Annotated in this window: 16 protein-coding genes and 3 tRNA genes; 13 read left to right on the plus strand and 6 right to left on the minus strand. The window is 73.5% G+C overall.

Annotated elements, in window-relative coordinates; all coding sequences use genetic code 11:
- Positions 1-44: 44 nt before the first annotated feature.
- The 3 genes from ACA511_RS32510 to ACA511_RS32520 all read left to right on the plus strand — a co-directional run bounded on the left by ACA511_RS32510 (position 45) and on the right by ACA511_RS32520 (position 3,100).
- Positions 45-893, plus strand: coding sequence for a lysophospholipid acyltransferase family protein (locus ACA511_RS32510; protein ID WP_375028509.1), 849 nt, complete (start codon positions 45-47; stop codon positions 891-893).
- Between the two features lie 17 nt (positions 894-910).
- Positions 911-1,900, plus strand: a complete 990-nt coding sequence (locus tag ACA511_RS32515; RefSeq protein ID WP_375028732.1) for an NAD(P)H-dependent glycerol-3-phosphate dehydrogenase — start codon at positions 911-913, stop codon at positions 1,898-1,900.
- A 78-nt stretch (positions 1,901-1,978) separates the two neighbouring features.
- Complete coding sequence (locus ACA511_RS32520) at positions 1,979-3,100, plus strand: D-alanine--D-alanine ligase family protein (protein WP_375028510.1); 1,122 nt, start codon at positions 1,979-1,981, stop codon at positions 3,098-3,100.
- On the opposite strand, the gene ACA511_RS32525 is transcribed toward ACA511_RS32520, so the two are convergent.
- Genes ACA511_RS32525 through ACA511_RS32545 form a run of 5 tightly spaced genes read right to left on the minus strand, consistent with a single transcriptional unit; the run spans position 3,097 to position 8,406 of the window.
- A complete protein-coding gene (locus ACA511_RS32525; protein WP_375028511.1) occupies positions 3,097-4,914 on the minus strand; it encodes a beta-propeller domain-containing protein in 1,818 nt (605 codons plus the stop codon). The genes ACA511_RS32520 and ACA511_RS32525 overlap by 4 nt on opposite strands.
- Positions 4,915-4,948: 34 nt before the next feature.
- Complete coding sequence (locus ACA511_RS32530; RefSeq protein ID WP_375028512.1) at positions 4,949-5,374, minus strand: carboxymuconolactone decarboxylase family protein; 426 nt, start codon at positions 5,372-5,374, stop codon at positions 4,949-4,951.
- Positions 5,367-6,215, minus strand: a complete 849-nt coding sequence (locus ACA511_RS32535) for an NAD(P)-dependent oxidoreductase (RefSeq protein ID WP_375028513.1) — start codon at positions 6,213-6,215, stop codon at positions 5,367-5,369. The genes ACA511_RS32530 and ACA511_RS32535 overlap by 8 nt, the downstream gene beginning before the upstream one ends.
- On the minus strand, positions 6,212-6,946 hold the full coding sequence (locus tag ACA511_RS32540) for an SDR family oxidoreductase (protein ID WP_375028514.1): 735 nt from the start codon (positions 6,944-6,946) through the stop codon (positions 6,212-6,214). The genes ACA511_RS32535 and ACA511_RS32540 overlap by 4 nt, the downstream gene beginning before the upstream one ends.
- The gene (locus tag ACA511_RS32545; protein ID WP_375028515.1) at positions 6,943-8,406 is read right to left on the minus strand and encodes an aldehyde dehydrogenase; all 1,464 of its coding nucleotides are present in this window, start codon (positions 8,404-8,406) and stop codon (positions 6,943-6,945) included. The genes ACA511_RS32540 and ACA511_RS32545 overlap by 4 nt, the downstream gene beginning before the upstream one ends.
- A 136-nt stretch (positions 8,407-8,542) precedes the next feature.
- Between ACA511_RS32545 and ACA511_RS32550 the strand changes: the two genes are divergently transcribed.
- The 10 genes from ACA511_RS32550 to ACA511_RS32595 all read left to right on the plus strand — a co-directional run bounded on the left by ACA511_RS32550 (position 8,543) and on the right by ACA511_RS32595 (position 15,208).
- On the plus strand, positions 8,543-9,964 hold the full coding sequence (locus ACA511_RS32550) for a protein kinase (RefSeq protein WP_375028516.1): 1,422 nt from the start codon (positions 8,543-8,545) through the stop codon (positions 9,962-9,964).
- 266 nt (positions 9,965-10,230) lie between these two features.
- A tRNA-Leu gene (locus ACA511_RS32555) sits at positions 10,231-10,303 on the plus strand.
- A 1-nt stretch (position 10,304) separates the two neighbouring features.
- A tRNA-Leu gene (locus tag ACA511_RS32560) sits at positions 10,305-10,377 on the plus strand.
- A gap of 25 nt (positions 10,378-10,402) precedes the next feature.
- Positions 10,403-10,486 (plus strand) — tRNA-Tyr (locus ACA511_RS32565).
- A gap of 51 nt (positions 10,487-10,537) precedes the next feature.
- Positions 10,538-11,125 (plus strand): TetR/AcrR family transcriptional regulator, encoded by a 588-nt coding sequence (locus tag ACA511_RS32570; RefSeq protein ID WP_375028517.1) that lies wholly within the window; start codon positions 10,538-10,540, stop codon positions 11,123-11,125.
- A gap of 10 nt (positions 11,126-11,135) precedes the next feature.
- The gene (locus ACA511_RS32575; protein ID WP_375028518.1) at positions 11,136-12,347 is read left to right on the plus strand and encodes a cytochrome P450; all 1,212 of its coding nucleotides are present in this window, start codon (positions 11,136-11,138) and stop codon (positions 12,345-12,347) included.
- Between the two features lie 2 nt (positions 12,348-12,349).
- Complete coding sequence (locus ACA511_RS32580) at positions 12,350-13,129, plus strand: SDR family oxidoreductase (RefSeq protein ID WP_375028519.1); 780 nt, start codon at positions 12,350-12,352, stop codon at positions 13,127-13,129.
- Positions 13,126-14,466 carry a cytochrome P450 gene (locus tag ACA511_RS32585; protein ID WP_375028520.1) on the plus strand — a complete coding sequence of 447 codons (1,341 nt, stop codon included), beginning with the start codon at positions 13,126-13,128 and terminating at the stop codon, positions 14,464-14,466. The genes ACA511_RS32580 and ACA511_RS32585 overlap by 4 nt, the downstream gene beginning before the upstream one ends.
- Positions 14,463-14,657 carry a ferredoxin gene (locus tag ACA511_RS32590; RefSeq protein ID WP_375028521.1) on the plus strand — a complete coding sequence of 65 codons (195 nt, stop codon included), beginning with the start codon at positions 14,463-14,465 and terminating at the stop codon, positions 14,655-14,657. The genes ACA511_RS32585 and ACA511_RS32590 overlap by 4 nt, the downstream gene beginning before the upstream one ends.
- A complete protein-coding gene (locus ACA511_RS32595; protein WP_375028522.1) occupies positions 14,657-15,208 on the plus strand; it encodes a nuclear transport factor 2 family protein in 552 nt (183 codons plus the stop codon). The genes ACA511_RS32590 and ACA511_RS32595 overlap by 1 nt, the downstream gene beginning before the upstream one ends.
- On the opposite strand, the gene ACA511_RS32600 is transcribed toward ACA511_RS32595, so the two are convergent.
- Positions 15,209-15,652, minus strand: a complete 444-nt coding sequence (locus tag ACA511_RS32600) for a DUF3515 domain-containing protein (RefSeq protein WP_375028523.1) — start codon at positions 15,650-15,652, stop codon at positions 15,209-15,211.
- Positions 15,653-15,674: the final 22 nt, after the last annotated feature.

Here is a 15,674-nt window from a genome sequence, read left to right on the forward strand (position 1 = left end):
CGGGGGATGAACCGAGGAGGGGACGTAATGAGGAGGGGACGGGCATGAGCCACCGGTACTCGCCGGGCTGGCGGAAGCTCACGATCGTCGTCCTGCGCCCGCTGCTGTTCGGGCTCCTGAAGCGGGACTGGCGGGGCCGGGGCAACGTACCCGGGGAGGGCGGCGTCATCATCGCCGCCAACCACATCTCCGAGTCCGACCCCCTCGCGCTCGCCCACTTCGTCCACGGGGCGGGCCGGTACCCCGTCTACCTGGCCAAGTCCACGCTGTTCGACGTGCGGTTCATCGGCGCCGTCCTGCGCGGCACCGGGCAGATCCCCGTCCACCGCGACCGCGCCGACGCGGCCTCCGCACTGGAGGACGCCGAGAAGGCGCTCGTGGACGGCGAATGCCTCATGTTCTACCCGGAGGGCAGCTGCACCCGTGACCCCGAGCTGTGGCCCATGACCGGCCAGACGGGCGTCGCCCGCATGGCGCTGAAGACGGGCGCCAAGGTCGTCCCCGTGGCGAGCTGGGGCGCGCACGAGCTGATGCCGTACAAGAAGGGCGAGCAGAAGGGCCTCGCGGGGAGCCTGAAGAAGGGGTTCCACCCGCTGCCCCGCAAGACGATGAGAGTGATCGCCGGGCCGCCCGTGGACCTGTCCCGCTACGCGGGGCTGCCGCTCGGCAAGGAGACGCTGCGCGCCGCCACCGACGACATCATGACCGCGATCGCCGGGCTCCTCGGTGAGCTGCGCGGCGCGGAACCGCCCGCGGAGCGCTACGACCACCACAAGGTCCTGGAGGAGCGCCGCCGCGCGGCCGACGCGGTCCGGGCCGCGGTCCCCGAGCCGGCGCCGCCGTCCGCGCCGGAGACCGGGGCCGCCGCGGAGCGGAAGGCGGCCGACTCGTGACCTTCCGCACCGCGGTGATGGGCGCCGGATCCTGGGGGACGACGTTCACCAAGCTGCTGCACGACGCCGGCGGCGAGGTCGTCCTGTGGGGCCGCCGCCCCGAGATCGTCGAGGCGGTCAACGAGCGGCACGAGAACCCCGACTACCTGCCCGGCGTCACGCTGCCGGACGGCGTCCGCGCCACGCTGGACCCGGCGGAGGCGCTGGAGGGCGCCGACTTCGTCGCGCTGGCCGTCCCGGCGCAGACCCTGCGGGGCAACCTCGGCGGCTGGGTGCCGCACCTGCCGCCGCACGCGGTGCTCGTCAGCCTGATGAAGGGCGTCGAGATGGGCACCACCCGGCGGATGTCGGAGGTGATCCGCGAGGTCGCCGACGTCCCCGAGGAGCGCGTCGGCGTGTTCTGCGGCCCCAACCTGGCCCGCGAGATCGCGAGCGGGGAGCCCGGCGCCGCGGTCGCCGCCTGTGTGGACGAGGCCGTCGCGCGCCGCCTCCAGGCCGCGACCATGACCCCGTACTTCCGCGTCTACACCTCCACCGACGTGGTCGGCTGCGAGCTCGGCGGCGCGGTGAAGAACATCGTGGCGCTGTGCGTGGGCATGGCGGTCGGGCTCGGCTTCGGCGCGAGCACCCAGGCGGTGCTGATGACGCGCGGGCTCGCCGAGATCGCCCGGCTGGGCGCGGCGCTCGGCGCCGACGAGCACACCTTCGCCGGGCTCGCCGGCATGGGCGACCTCGTCGGGACGTGCATGTCGCCGCTGTCGCGGAACCGGACGTTCGGCGAGAACCTCGGCCGCGGCATGACCCTCGACCAGGTCATCGCCGTCACCAAGCAGACCGCCGAGGGCGTCAAGTCGTCCGAGGCGGTGCTGGAGCTGGCCCGCAAGCACAGCGTGGAGATGCCGATCGCGGAGGCGGTCACCGCCGTCCTGCACCACGGCATGCCGATCAAGGAGGCGGCCGTCTCGCTGATCTCGCGCTCCCCGAAGCCCGAGCGGTACGGGGTGTGACGGGGGGCGCCGGCGATGCGGGCCGCGCCCGGAACGCCCGTGGCCGAGCCGGACTGATCACAGGTAGGGTCGGACGTCATGTCCCAGGTTTCTAAGATCCGCGTGGCCGTGGTCTTCGGCGGGCGCAGCTCCGAGCACGCGATCTCCTGCGTCACCGCGGGCGCCGTCATGGCCGCCATCGACCGGGACCGGTACGAGGTGGTGCCGGTCGGCATCGCCCGCGACGGGCGCTGGGTGCTCCCGCCCGCGGATCTGAGCCTCGCCATCGAGGACGGCCGGCTGCCCGAGGTGACCGGCGCGGGCAGCGCCCTCGCGCTGCCGTTCGACCCCGACGGCCGCGGGCTGCTGGTCGTCCGGCCGGGCGAGATCCCGGAGACGCTCGCGGAGGTCGACGTCGTCCTGCCGCTCCTGCACGGACCCTACGGCGAGGACGGCACCATCCAGGGGCTGCTCGACCTCGCGGGCGTCCGGTACGTCGGCGCCGGGGTGCTGGCCAGCGCCGTCGGCATGGACAAGGGCTACATGAAGCTCGTCTGGCAGGCGCGCGGCCTGCCCGTCGGCCCGTACGTCCTGGTCGGCGACCGGGAGTGGCGGCGCGAGCGCAAGCGCAAGATCGACGAGATCAAGGAGCTGGGCCTCGCGGACGGCGCCCCGGTGTTCGTCAAGCCGGCCCGCGCCGGGTCGAGCATGGGCATCACCCGCGTCGCCGACGAGGCCGCGCTGGAGGCGGCGGTCGAGGCCGCCCGCGAGCACGACCCGAAGGTCGTCGTGGAGGCCGCCGTCGAGGGCCGTGAGGTCGAGTGCGGCGTGCTGCAGGGCGAGGACGACGGCCCGGCCGTGGCCAGCCTGCCCGCCGAGGTGCTGATGGCGGGCGAGCACGACTTCTACGACTTCGAGACCAAGTACCTCGACGGCTCCACCCGGATGGCGATCCCGCCGGACCTGCCGGCCGCCGCGATCGAGGAGGTCCGCCGCGTCGCCGTGCAGGCGTTCGAGGCGCTCGACTGCGAGGGCCTCGCCCGCGTGGACTTCTTCCACACGCCGGACGGGCGCTGGATCCTCAACGAGATCAACACCATGCCCGGTTTCACCCCGGCGTCGGCGTTCCCGCAGATGTGGGCGGCGACCGGGCTGGACTACCCGGCGCTGGTCGACCGGCTCATCCAGACGGCGCTGAAGCGCTCGACCGGGCTGCGCTAGCGGTAGGGCAGCCAGGCGGCCTTCTCAAGGGTGGACGCGTCGGCGGCGTACGCGCCGTCGCCGGAGAACGTCCAGAGGGTGCCGCCGACGACGAGCGAGCGGACGATGCCGCCTTCCGGCTGCCGGACGGTGCCGACCCGGCTGATGGACGTCCCGGTGACCTTGAGGGCGAGGGCCTCGGCGGCCGTGCCGTCCGCGCGCCCGGCCGGGACGACGGTGAGGCCGGTCTCGGGCCGATACAGGAACGCGTGCGGGTCGAACTCCACCTGGGACGTCGCCCCGGGCAGCGTGTACGCGCCGACGCGGCGGGGCGTGCCGGACACGTCGAAGAGCGAGACCTGGAGGCCGGTCGTGCGGCCGGACGTGTCGGCGTCCCGGCCGACGCCGAGGAGCCTGCCGTCCGCCGTGGGGTGCAGGTAGGCGGAGTAGCCGGTGATCTTCAGTTCGCCGGTCAGGCGGGGGCGGCGCGGGTCCGCCAGGTCGAGCGCGTACAGCGGGTCGGTCCGCCGGAACGTCACCACGTAGCCCTTCGGGCCGATGAACCGGACGGAGTGGATGCGCTCGCCCTTGCCGAGCCCGTCGATCCGTCCGATCTGGTCGAGGCGGGCGCCGTGCTGGGCCAGGGCGTGGACCGAGCTCTGGGACTCGGCGCCGTTCCGGTCGGTGGTCGTGGCCAGGCGCAGGATTCCGTCGTGCTCGGACATGGAGTACTGGTCGAGCAGGAACCCGTTGACGGACCCCGACGCGGCGTAGCGGGGACGTCCGCCGCCGCTCAGGTCGAACTTGTAGATGTCGGTGAGCGCCCTGGGCGGGTTCTTGGCCGACCACCTGAACACCTGCGGGGGCATGCCGGTGACGTACAGGCTCTTTCCGTTGCCGTAGACCGTGGAGCCGTCGGCGGTGACCGCGATCGCCTGCGGGTCGCCGAGGCCCTTGCCCAGGTCGAAGGTCAGCACGGTCAGCATGGACGAGCCCTTGATCGAGGCCGGGCGGCTGACCTGGTCGCAGGGCGTGCGGTACGACGTGCCGCCGTCCAGCCGGAACGCCGGGAGCCAGGCGTCGAGCGGGGCCTTCCAGACCTCCACCCGGTTCTCCTCGGTCGCGTCCCCGGAGTCCGTCCCGCCGGGGAAGTCGATCTTCGGCTCGGAGCGCACCACGACGCGCGCCGTCGAGCCGCTCTGCCGCGCGTCCAGGTACTGGGCGTCGGACGTCATCGTGGCGACGATCCTCGGGGCGGCGGAGAGGTCGACCAGCGTGAGCCGCATGGCGCGGCCCGTGTAGCCCGGCGGCGGCTCGCGCCGGGCGGGCAGCGGGGGCGTGCGGTCCGTCAGCACGAGTGCGCGGTCGCCGCTGAGGAGCAGTTCGTCGTGGTCGAACCGGCCGGAGCCCGGCAGCTTCAGCGTGTGCGTGATCTTGCGTGTGGCCGGGTCGATGACCCGCAGGCGCTGCCCGGCGACCGTCACGATCCGGCGGCCGTCGGTCTTCACGGAGTCGGGCTCGTCCGCGCCCGGCTCGTGGGAGTTCGTCGTGGAGTGCCGCTGCGGTCCGGCGGCCTCGGCGGGCAGGCGGCCCTTCTCGAGCGCCCACATGCCGTCTCCGGGCATGGGCGGCATGTCGTCCAGCCCGGTCGGGCCGACCCTGTCGGCCGTGGCGCCGCGCAGGTCCTGGAGGAGCGCGTCGCAGCCGCCGTAGGCGACGAGGCGCGCCGCCGGCGCCGCGCTCGGCCGGGCGGCGGACCCGGACGTTCCGGTGCACCCGGCGGCGCCGGCGAGCAGCAGCACCGTCGCGGCCGGTGCGAAGATACGACCACGCATGGACGTTGGACGCTCGCACCGGCCGCCCGGTTGCCTATCCGTCCCGCTTCTTCCGCTTCTCGTGCTTGGCGATCAGCGTGTCGATCTGGACGCTCAGCCGGGAGCCGAGCGGCCAGCCGACGTAGTGGGTCAGGAAGATGCCGATCTCGCGCAGCTCCTCCGGCGACAGCTCCCCGTTGGCCAGCGCCGCCGGGATCTGGATGTCGAGGACGTCGTTGAGCCCCTGACCGGCCAGCACGCCGATGAGCAGCAGGCGCCGGTCGCGCATGCTGATGCCCGGACGCGTCCAGATGTCGCCGAAGAGATGGTCGACGGTGATGCCGAAGAACTCGCCCGGGGCGTCCTCGATGTCCCAGCCGTAGACCTGCCGCATCATCTCCAGCCCGCGCTCGCGCCGCTCGTTCCCGGCGCCCGTGGGGGAAGGACCCGCCGGGGCCTCCGCCTCGCCTCGCTCATCCATCGGCTTCTCCCTTCGCCGGGCCGAGGCCGAGGCCGGGGCCGAAGCGGTCGCGGGCGATCCGGGCGAGCGGTACGTCCACGCCCAGCTCGTCCGCCAGCTCCAGGGCGAGGGACAGGTCCTTCTCGCCGAGGTCCCGGGTGTGGCACAGGATGCCGTACAGGTCGTCGCCCGGCTCCAGCGGCGCGGTCGTCGGGCGGAGCATGATCGAACCGGCCCCGCCGGTGATCGCGTCGGTGTGCCGGACGACCCGGCCGAGCTTCCGCAGCGACACCCCCGACGCCTCGGCCAGCCGCTGCGCCTCGGCGGCGGCCGTGAACGAGATGAAGTGCAGCATGTTGCGGGCCAGCTTCGTGCGGGTGCCCGCGCCGACCGGTCCCATGTGCAGGACGAGCTCAGCCCAGGCGCCGAACGGCTCCCGGCAGCGCTCGAACGCCTCGTCCGTCCCGCCGACCATCACCGCGAGGCTGCCCGCGCTCGCGCCCATGAACCCGCCGCTGACCGGCGCGTCCACGACCTCGATCCGGTACCGCCGGGCCCGCGTCGCGAGGTCCTCGGCCGTCCTCGCGCGGATCGTCGAGTGGACCGCGAGGACCGTGCCCGGACGGGCGCTGGCGAGCACCTCGTCCCCGACCTCGTTCACCTGGTCGTCGTCCCGCACCATGATCGAGACGAGGTCGGCGTGCGCGGCGACCTCGGCGACGCTCCGCGCCGCCCGCGCGCCCGCCTTCACCAGCGGCGCCATCGCCTCCGCTCGCGCGTCGTACACGACCAGGCCCTCGCCGGCCAGATGCCCGGCCATGGGCGCGCCCATCTGGCCGAGCCCGATGAACCCCACCGTCATGAGCGGAACACCTCGCCGCCGTCCACGTTGACGATCTGGCCGGTGATCCACGCGGCGTCGTCCGACAGCAGGAACAGGCACGCGCCGACGAGGTCCTCTGGGGACCCCATGCGCTTGAGCGCCATCCTGTCCCGGACGATCTTCTGCGACATGTTCCCCGGCACGACCGTGCGGTTGGCCTCGGTGTCGATCGGGCCTGGCGCGATCGCGTTCACGCGGATGTTCATGCTGCCCAGCTCGTGCGCGAGCTGCTGCGTGAGCCCGTTGACGCCGACCTTGGCCAGCCCGTAGAAGCCGGAGTACTGCCAGGCCGCCGTGGACGACTGGTTCACGATGGAACCGCCGCCGCGCTCCTGCATGTGCGGGTAGCAGGCACGCGCGCACAGCAGCGCGCCGTCCATGTTCACGGACATGAACTTCTTGTAGTAGTCCCAGTCGACGGTGAAGAGGAAGTCGAGCTTCATCGTCCCGAAGATGGCGGCGTTGTTGACGAGATGGTCGATGCCGCCGAACCGCTCCTTCGCGGCCGCGGCCATGGCCTCGACCGACGCGGGGTCGGAGACGTCCGTCCGGACGAACAGGCCCTTGACCTCGTCGGCCACGCCCTGCCCGCGCTCGTCCACGTCGGCGACGACCACGTGCGCGCCCTCGGCAGCCAGTGCTCGCGCGTACGCCTCGCCGATGCCCTGCGCGGCCCCGGTGACGACCGCGACCTTTCCCTCGAACCTCATGCGCCCTCCGCGATCGCCTTGGTCTCCAGGTACTCCTCGAACCCGGCCACGCCCATCTCGCGGCCGATGCCCGACTGCTTGTAGCCGCCGAACGGGACGTCGGCGCCGTACCAGACGCCGCCGTTCACGCTGACCGTCCCGGCGCGCAGCCGCCGCGCGACCCCGCGCGCCCGCTCCGCGTCGCCGCCGTGCACCGCGCCCGACAGCCCGTACGGGGAGTCGTTCGCGATCCGCACCGCGTCGTCGTCGCCGTCGTGCGGCAGCAGGACCAGCACCGGGCCGAAGATCTCCTCGCGCGCCGCGCGGGCGTCGTTCGTCAGCCCGGTGATCAGCGTCGGCTCGATCCAGAAGCCCTTGTCGCGGCCCTCCGGGCGCCCGCCGCCGCACGCGAACGCGCCGCCCTCCTCGACGGCCAGCTCCAGGTAGCCCTCGACGCGCTCGCGCTGCCGCGCCGAGATGACGGGGCCGCAGATCGTCCGGTCGTCGGCGGGATCGCCCACGCCGAGCTTCGCCAGCGTGCCCGCCGTGATCTCGGCGGCCTCCGCGTACCTGTCCCGGGGGACGAGGATGCGGGTCGTGATCGCGCACCCCTGCCCGGCGTGCGCGATCCCGGAGAACGCCGCGTACGAGCACGCGGCCCGCAGGTCGGCGTCGTCCAGCACGATGAACGGGGACTTCCCGCCCAGTTCCAGGAAGACGCGCTTCAGCGTCCCGGCCGCGCCGGCCATCACGTTCCGGCCCGTCTCCGTGGACCCGGTGAACGACACCAGGTCGACGCGCGGGTCCTGCGCGAGCTGGGCGCCGAGCGCGTGATCGGACGACGTCACCACGTTGACGACGCCCGGCGGGATGTCGGTGTCCTCGGCGATGACCTCGCCGAGCACCGCCGCGCACCAGGGCGTGTCGGGCGCCGGCTTCAGCACCACCGTGTTCCCCGCCGCCAGCGCCGGGCCGAGTTTGGCCAGGTTGATCTGGTGCGGGAAGTTCCACGGGGTGATGGCGCCGACGACGCCGGCCGCCTCCCGGGAGACCCGCCGGTGGCTGGGCATCCCCATCGGCTCGGCCCGGCCGAGATCCCGCTCCCACTCGTAGGACTCGACGAGGTCGGCGAACCACCCGAGATCGTCGACGGGCGCGTCCAGCTGCGCCCCGAACGTCAGGAACCGCGGCGCGCCCACCTCCTTGATCGTGAGTTCGCGCAGCTCGTCGGCGCGGCGCCGCAGCCCCTCCCGGAGCTGCCGCAGGCAGCGCGCGCGGAAGGCGCGGTCCGTGGCCCACGCGGTCTCGTCGAACGCGCGGCGGGCGGCGCCGATCGCGCGGTCCATGTCGGCGGCGGTGGCGTCGGCGGCGGTGCCGAGCACCTCCTCGGTCGCGGGATTGATCGTCTCGAAGGCGGCGCCGCCCGTCCCGGGGACGAGCCGCCCGTCCAGCAGAAGCAAGCGATCGGTAGTTCTGGACACTTGTCCAGACTACAGTTCAGGGCACCGCCGGACGCAAGGTCTGATCCGGCGAATTCGGCCACTTCCTTAAGAGAGAACAGATGTCGGGAATGTGACAGGCTTGGAGTGCCGAACCACGTCTTGAGGGGGACATCCCGTGGCGCACCCTGGCCTGCCGGAACGCATCGGCCCCTACCGGGTCGTGGACCGGCTCGGCGAGGGCGGGATGGGCACCGTGTACGCGGGGCTCGACGCGTCCGGGCGCAAGGTCGCCATCAAGGTCATCAGGCGGGAGTTCGCCGCCGACCGGCGCTACCTCGCGCGGTTCGAGGCGGAGGTCGCGGCGGCGCAGCGCGTCCGGGCGTTCTGCACGGCGCCGGTCCTGGACGCCGACCCCGCCGCCGCTCCGCCGTACCTGGTGACCGAGTTCGTCAACGGCCCGAGCCTCGACGCCGCCGTGGCGAAGGACGGGCCGCTGCGCGGCGCCGACCTGGAGGCCGTCGCGGTCGGCATCGCGACGGCGCTGACCGCCATCCACGACGCGGGCGTCGTGCACCGCGACCTGAAGCCCGCCAACGTGCTGCTGTCCACGTTCGGGCCGCGTGTCATCGACTTCGGCATCGCCCGGTCCCAGGACGGGACGCGGCTCACCGCGACCGGCGGCATCGTCGGCACGCCCGCGTTCATGGCCCCCGAGCAGCTGGACGGGCGCGGCGCGACCCCCGCGTCGGACGTGTTCGCGTGGGGCGCGACCGTCGCGTTCGCGGCGCGCGGCGGATCGTGCTTCGGCGGCAACTCGCTGCCGGCGGTCATCCACCAGATCATGAGCGGCGAACCGGACCTCGGCGGGCTGGACGGCCCGCTGCTCCGCACCGTCCAGGACGCGCTGGCCAAGGACCCGGCGACGCGCCCGTCCGCGCAGGCGCTCCTCGACCGGCTCATCTCCGGCGACGTCCGGCACCGGCCCACCCGGGCGCCCGGCGCCGCCCGCCCGCCGGTGCCGGGCGCGCAGCCGTCCGCACCGGACGCGCGGCCGCCCGTACCGGGGCCCGTGGCGGGGCCCGCGCCGGGGCTCGCCGCGGGGGAGGCGGAGGCGCTGGTCGAGCGCCAGTACCGGCAGGCCGCGCAGGCGGGCGACCCGGCGGCGATGCGCAACCTCGCGGTGCTGCTGACCGGGCAGGGGCGCACGGCCGAGGCGGAGTCCTGGAACCGGTACGCCGACGCGATCGCCGCCCGCCCGGCCGCGTACGGCCGGCCGGGCGGCTACAGCGGGTACCCGACGCAGCAGCCGCACGCCGCCCGCCCGCCCGGCACGGCCCACGTCCACCCGGCCGCGCCCGGCAGGCCGCCGGTCAACAGCCTCGCGATCTACGCGGTGTCCATGGGGGCGGTGGGGCTGGTCACGTGCGGGCTGCCGTCCATCCCCGCGATCATCGCCGGGCACCTGGCGTGGGTGCGGGTGCGGCGCTCCGGCGAGCGCGGGCTCGGACTCGCGGTGACCGGGATCGCGCTCGGCTGGATCATGGTCGCGTTCTGGGCGCTGGTCGCCTTCGGCTGGTCCCTGCCCGACGAGCCCTGACCGCCCGACGAGACCTGACCGCCGGACGAGCCCCGGCCGCCGGATGAAACCCGGCCGCCGGAAAACACGTTGCGCGCCGCGCGCCGCCGATGGCACCGTGGAGCACGCCACCCCGTCCACGACGGTTGAGAGGAGGACCGGCCATGGCTTTCGAGCAGTATCGACTGCGACTGCGTCCGGCGTCGCACGCCCGCCCCGGCCGGTATCCCGCCTCGTAACGAGGCCCCGGCCGAGCCGCCGCGAGTGACGCCTTCCTCGCCACCCACGCGGCTCTACCCCAACGGCAGAGGGGCCACTTTCAGGAAGTGGACGCTCCGGGTTCGAATCCCGGGAGCCGCACGCCTCCGTAGTCCAACGGCAGAGACGGCAGCATGAGGTGCTGTGCGCTGGGGGTTCGAATCCCTCCGGAGGTACGGAGCGCGGGCCGGTCCCGCGCAGGGGGCGGCGCCGACGCCCGGAGAGTCGGGCCTGCCTGTAAAGCAGGTGCCTCGCGCTGAGCGGGTTCGAATCCCGCCCGCCCCACACCGCCGCCGTTGTTGCCAACGGGCATCTCCTGAACTAATGTCTGGACACGTGTCCGGTAAAGAGCAGCTGACGACCGAACCCACGCGCCGCCGCCTCACCGAGCGGCAGGCCGACACGGTGCGGCGGCTGACCGACGCCGCCGTGGCGGAGGTCGGCGAGAGCGGCTACGAGGGGCTGACCGTCCGCAACGTGGCCAAACGCGCCGGGGTCGCGCCCGCGACCGCCTACACCTACTTCGCGTCCAAGAACCACCTGATCACCGAGGTGTTCTGGCGGCGGCTCAGCGCGCTGCCCCCGGTGGAGGCGGACGGCACCCTGCTGGAGCGCGTGGTGGAGGTGCTGCGCGAGATCGCGCTGCTGGTCTCGGACGAGCCGGAGCTCGCGGCGGCGTGCACCACCGCGCTGCTCGGCACCGACCCGGACGTCCGCGAGCTGCGGGTGCGGATCGGCGTCGCGATCCGCGAGCGGCTGGAGGCCGCCCTCCGCGACCACGACGACCCGAGGACCGTCGGCGCGCTGGAACTGGCCTACACCGGCGCGCTGGTACACGCGGGCATGGGCTACACGTCCTACGCCCGCATGGCCGACCGGCTCGCCGAGATGGCCGAGCTCATCCTGCCCGAACCCGCCGAGTGAGGTGACGGCCGTGGACCCTGCCGCGCAGGTCTCCTACAGCCCGTTCGACTACGCCGTCCATGAGGACCCCTACCCCGTCTACGCGCGCCTCCGCGAGGAGGCGCCCCTGTACCGCAACGACGAGATCGGCTTCTGGGCGCTGTCCCGGCACGCCGACGTCGCGGCGGCCTTCCGGGACCACACGACCTTCTCCAACTCCTACGGCGTCTCGGTGGAGCCGAGCGCCTGGGGCCCGCACGCCCCCCGGACGATGTCGTTCCTCGCGCTCGACCCGCCGCGCCACACGCGGATGCGCGCACTGGTGTCCAAGGGCTTCACGCCGCGGCGCGTCAAGGAGATGGCGGACGGAATCCGGGCCCTGACCCTGCGCCACCTGGAGCCCGCCCTGGAGAAGGGCGAGTTCGACTTCGTCGCCGACTTCGCGGGCCTGCTGCCCATGGACGTCATCTCCGAGATGATGGGCGTCCCCGAGGCCGACCGGGTGGAGGTGCGCCGCCTCGCGGACACCGTCGTCCACCGGGAGGAGGGCCTCAACGACGTCCCGCCCGCCGGGATGGACGCGGCGCTCACCCTCGCCGGCTACTACCAGGACATGGTCGCCGAGCGCCGCCGCAGGCCGACCGGCGACCTGACCTCGGCGCTGCTGGACGCGGAGATCGACGGCGACCGGCTCGACGACAACGAGATCATCGCGTTCCTGTTCCTCATGGTCGTCGCCGGGAACGAGACCACGACCAAGCTGCTCGCCAACGCCCTGTACTGGGGCGCGCGCAACCCCGCCCAGGCCGCGAAGCCGCTCCGCGACCCGGCGCGGGTGGACGACTGGGTGGAGGAGACGCTCCGCTACGACACCTCCAGCCAGATGCTGGCCCGGCGGGTCCTGCGGGACGTCGAGCTGCACGGGCGGCGCGTGTCCGAGGGCGACCGGGTGCTGCTGCTGGTCGGCTCGGCCAACCGCGACCCGCGCGTCTTCGCGGACGGGGACGCCTACGACCTCGACCGCGACACCTCGCAGTCCGTCAGCTTCGGCGGCGGGCGGCACTTCTGCCTCGGCGCGAACCTGGCCCGGCTGGAGGCCCGCATCGCGCTGGCCGAGTTCGTCCGCACCGTCGCGTCCTACGAGGTCGACTTCGCGGGCGCCGAGCGGGTGCATTCGGTGAACGTCCGCGGTTTCGCGGCCCTGCCCGTGCGCGTTGCGGGCCGGGCGCGGAAGGAGAGCTAGACATGCCCAGATTCGACCCCCATCCCGAGCGGCGCCCCGCCGTGGTGGCCGGCGCGTCCTCCGGGATCGGCGCGGCGACGGCGACGGCGCTGGCGCTGGCCGGGCACCCGGTCGCGCTCGGCGCCCGGCGCGCCGACAAGTGCGAGGAGCTGGCCGCGACGATCCGGGCCGGCGGGGGAGAGGCGCTCGCCCACCCGCTGGACGTCACCGACGCCGACTCCGTCAAGGCGTTCGCGGCCGCGGCCGCCGACGCGCTCGGCCCGGTCGAGGTCGTCGTCTCCGGCGCGGGCGACCTGTCCGCCGGACGCGTCCACGAACTGGGCACGGAGGAGTTCCTCGCGCAGGTGCAGGTCCACCTCGTGGGCGCGCACCGGCTCGTGTCGCACTTCGTCCCGCCGATGGTGGCGCGGCGGCGCGGCGACATCGTGTTCATCTCCTCCGACACCGTCCCCGAGCCGCGCTCCTGGACGGGCGCCTACATCGCGGCCAAGAACGGCGTGGAGGGCATGGCGCGCACCATGCAGATGGAGCTGGAGGGGACGGGCGTGCGCGCGTCCATCGTCCGGCCCGGCCCCACCGCGACCGGCATGGGCATGACCTGGGACGCCGAGACGACCGGCGCGGTCCTGGAGGACTGGGTGAAATGGGGCCGCGCCCGCCACCCGTACTTCCTGCGCCCGTCCGACGTCGCCGCCGCCGTCTCCGCGGTCGTCGCGACCCCGCGCGGCGCCCATCTCCGGCTCGTCGAAGTACAGCCCGAAGCCCCCCTGGAGGAATCATGACCGCTTTGGTGGAGCCGCGGCCGGTGTCGGGCGGGCCCGACCACCTGGAGGAGCTGCGCAGCGACCCGATCGGGCTGATGCGCCGCGTCCGGGAGGAGTGCGGCGACGTCGGCGAGTTCCGGCTCGCGGGACGCCGCGTCGTGCTGCTGTCCGGCGCCGAGGCCAACGAGTTCTTCTTCCGCGCGCCGGACGAGGTGCTCGACCAGGCCGAGGCGTACCCGTTCATGACGCCGATCTTCGGGGAGGGCGTGGTCTTCGACGCGACCCCCGAGCAGCGCCGCGAGGCCCTGCACAACCAGGCGCTCAAGGGCTCGTTCATGAAGGGGCACGCCGCGACGATCTCCGCCGAGGTCGACCGGATGGTGGCCGGCTGGGGCGACGAGGGCGAGATCGACCTGCTCGACTTCTTCGCCGAGCTGACGATCTACACCTCGTCCGCGTGCCTGATCGGGCGCAAGTTCCGCGAGCAGCTCGACCGCCGGTTCGCCGACCTGTACCACGACCTCGAACAGGGCACCGACGCGATCGCCTACGTCGACCCGTACGCCGACATCGAGAGCTTCCGCAAGCGCGACGCGGCGCGGGCGGGGCTCGTCGCACTCGTCCAGGGGATCATGGACGGCCGGGAGCCGAAACCGCCCAGGGAGGACCGCGACCTCCTCGACGTCCTCATGTCCGTCCGGGAGCCGGACGGGACGCTGAAGTTCGACGCCGACCAGATCACCGGCATGTTCATCTCGATGATGTTCGCCGGGCACCACACCACGTCCGGCACCGCCGCCTGGACGCTCATCGAGCTGCTCCGCCACCCCGACGCGCTGGACGGCGTCGTCCGCGAGCTGGACGCGATGTACGAGGACGGCAGCGAGGTGTCGTTCCAGGCGCTGCGCGCCATCCCGCGGCTGGAGTCGGCGGTCAAGGAGGCGCTGCGGCTGCACCCGCCGCTGATCCTGCTGCTGCGCGTCGCGCAGTCCGACCAGGAGGTCCTCGGCCACCGCATCCCCGCCGGGACGATGGTCGGGTGCAGCCTCGCCGTCTCCAACCGGATCGAGGCCGACTTCCCCGACCCGGACGCCTTCGACCCCGGCCGCTACGTCTCGCCCCGCGAGGAGGACCTCCTCAACCGGTGGACGTGGGTCCCGTTCGGCGCGGGACGGCACCGCTGCGTCGGCGCGAACTTCGCGATGATGCAGCTCAAGGCCATCTTCTCCGTGCTGCTGCGGGACTGGGAGTTCGAACCGGCCCAGCCGCTCGAGACCTACCGCAACGACCACTCCAAGATGGTCGTCCAGCTCGCCCAGCCGTGCGCGGTCCGCTACCGCAGGAGGCGCCGATGAGGGTCGAGGCCGACCTTGACCTCTGCCAGGGCCACGCCATGTGCGAACTGGAGGCCCCCGGCGTCTTCGAGGTACCACGCAAAGGCAAGGTGCGCGTCCTCGACGCCGAACCGCCCGAGGACGCCCGCGCCGAGGTGACCGCCGCCGTCCGCTACTGCCCCACCCAGGCCCTCAGACTGCTGGAGACATGATGCCGTCCTTCCCCCGAGAAGAACTCGACGCGATGGTGGAGCACTGGCTGGCGGAGAACCGCCGGTGCGAGGAGATCGGCGACTGGCGCCCCCTCGCCGACCTCTACACCGAGGACGCGACGTACGGCTGGAACATCGGCCCCGCCCAGGACTTCATGGCCGTCGGCCGGGACGAGATCCGCGACATCGCGCTCGGCTCGGAGATGGGCGGCCTCGACGGCTGGACGTACCCGTACCAGAGCATCCTGGTCGACGAGGTCAAGGGCGAGGTCGTCGGCTTCTGGAAGCAGGTCGCCGACGCCGTCCGCCCGGACGGGACGCCCTACGAGGTGCTCGGCATCGGCGGGTCCTGGTTCCGGTACGCCGGGAACCGCCGGTGGTCGTGGCAGCGCGACTGGTTCGACCTCGGCAACGTCACGTCCGTGTTCGTCGAGATGATGAAGGCGGGCGTGCTGTCGGACGGCATGAAGCGGCGCCTCGACCGGGCCGCCGCCGGCGAGCCGATCCCCGGCTACTACCCGCGCGGGGAGAGCCCGGTCCCCATCTGGTGATCAGAGCCGGCCCTCGGGCTGGGGCGGGATCGTCGCCTTGATCGACGGCCCGAGCTCGATCAGCACGTCCCCGGCCGGGTTGTACTTCGGCGGCACCGTCACCTCGACGTACGCCTGCCGGCCGACCGCGGTGAAGGTGACCGGGCGGTCGGCGGGCACGCCGAACCAGTCGAGCCCGTTGATCGTCACCAGGTCGGACCTCGGCTGGAGCCGGGCCGGCCGGGGCACGCCGCAGCGCAGCGCGATCGCGGGCGAGCCCCACGCGGCGGTCAGCGGCGAGCCGGGGGAGGCGTCGCGGCGCTCCTGCCCGCGCACCTTCTCGGGCAGCCGCAGGCCCTGGCACAGCCGGGCGACCGCCGCGTCCGGGCTCGGCACGGGGACCTGGACGGCGCCGCCGCCGCATCCCGCCGCCGCCGCGACCGCGGCGAGCGCCACGAGCCGCACGCTCCACCTGGAGAGACGGCCT

The sequence above is a fragment of the Actinomadura sp. GTD37 genome (genome assembly GCF_041951365.1).
Lineage (GTDB): Bacteria > Actinomycetota > Actinomycetes > Streptosporangiales > Streptosporangiaceae > Spirillospora.

Bases quoted from the DNA above. Each gene is read 5' to 3' on its own strand.
- ACA511_RS32585 (WP_375028520.1), top strand. From the start codon at position 13,126: ATGACCGCTTTGGTGGAGCCGCGGCCGGTGTCGGGCGGGCCCGACCAC.
- ACA511_RS32540 (WP_375028514.1), bottom strand. From the start codon at position 6,946: ATGAGGTTCGAGGGAAAGGTCGCGGTCGTCACCGGGGCCGCGCAGGGC.
- ACA511_RS32520 (WP_375028510.1), top strand. From the start codon at position 1,979: ATGTCCCAGGTTTCTAAGATCCGCGTGGCCGTGGTCTTCGGCGGGCGC.
- ACA511_RS32580 (WP_375028519.1), top strand. From the start codon at position 12,350: ATGCCCAGATTCGACCCCCATCCCGAGCGGCGCCCCGCCGTGGTGGCC.
- ACA511_RS32525 (WP_375028511.1), bottom strand. From the start codon at position 4,914: ATGCGTGGTCGTATCTTCGCACCGGCCGCGACGGTGCTGCTGCTCGCC.
- ACA511_RS32510 (WP_375028509.1), top strand. From the start codon at position 45: ATGAGCCACCGGTACTCGCCGGGCTGGCGGAAGCTCACGATCGTCGTC.
- ACA511_RS32530 (WP_375028512.1), bottom strand. From the start codon at position 5,374: ATGGATGAGCGAGGCGAGGCGGAGGCCCCGGCGGGTCCTTCCCCCACG.
- ACA511_RS32515 (WP_375028732.1), top strand. From the start codon at position 911: ATGGGCGCCGGATCCTGGGGGACGACGTTCACCAAGCTGCTGCACGAC.
- ACA511_RS32595 (WP_375028522.1), top strand. From the start codon at position 14,657: ATGCCGTCCTTCCCCCGAGAAGAACTCGACGCGATGGTGGAGCACTGG.
- ACA511_RS32590 (WP_375028521.1), top strand. From the start codon at position 14,463: ATGAGGGTCGAGGCCGACCTTGACCTCTGCCAGGGCCACGCCATGTGC.
- ACA511_RS32535 (WP_375028513.1), bottom strand. From the start codon at position 6,215: ATGACGGTGGGGTTCATCGGGCTCGGCCAGATGGGCGCGCCCATGGCC.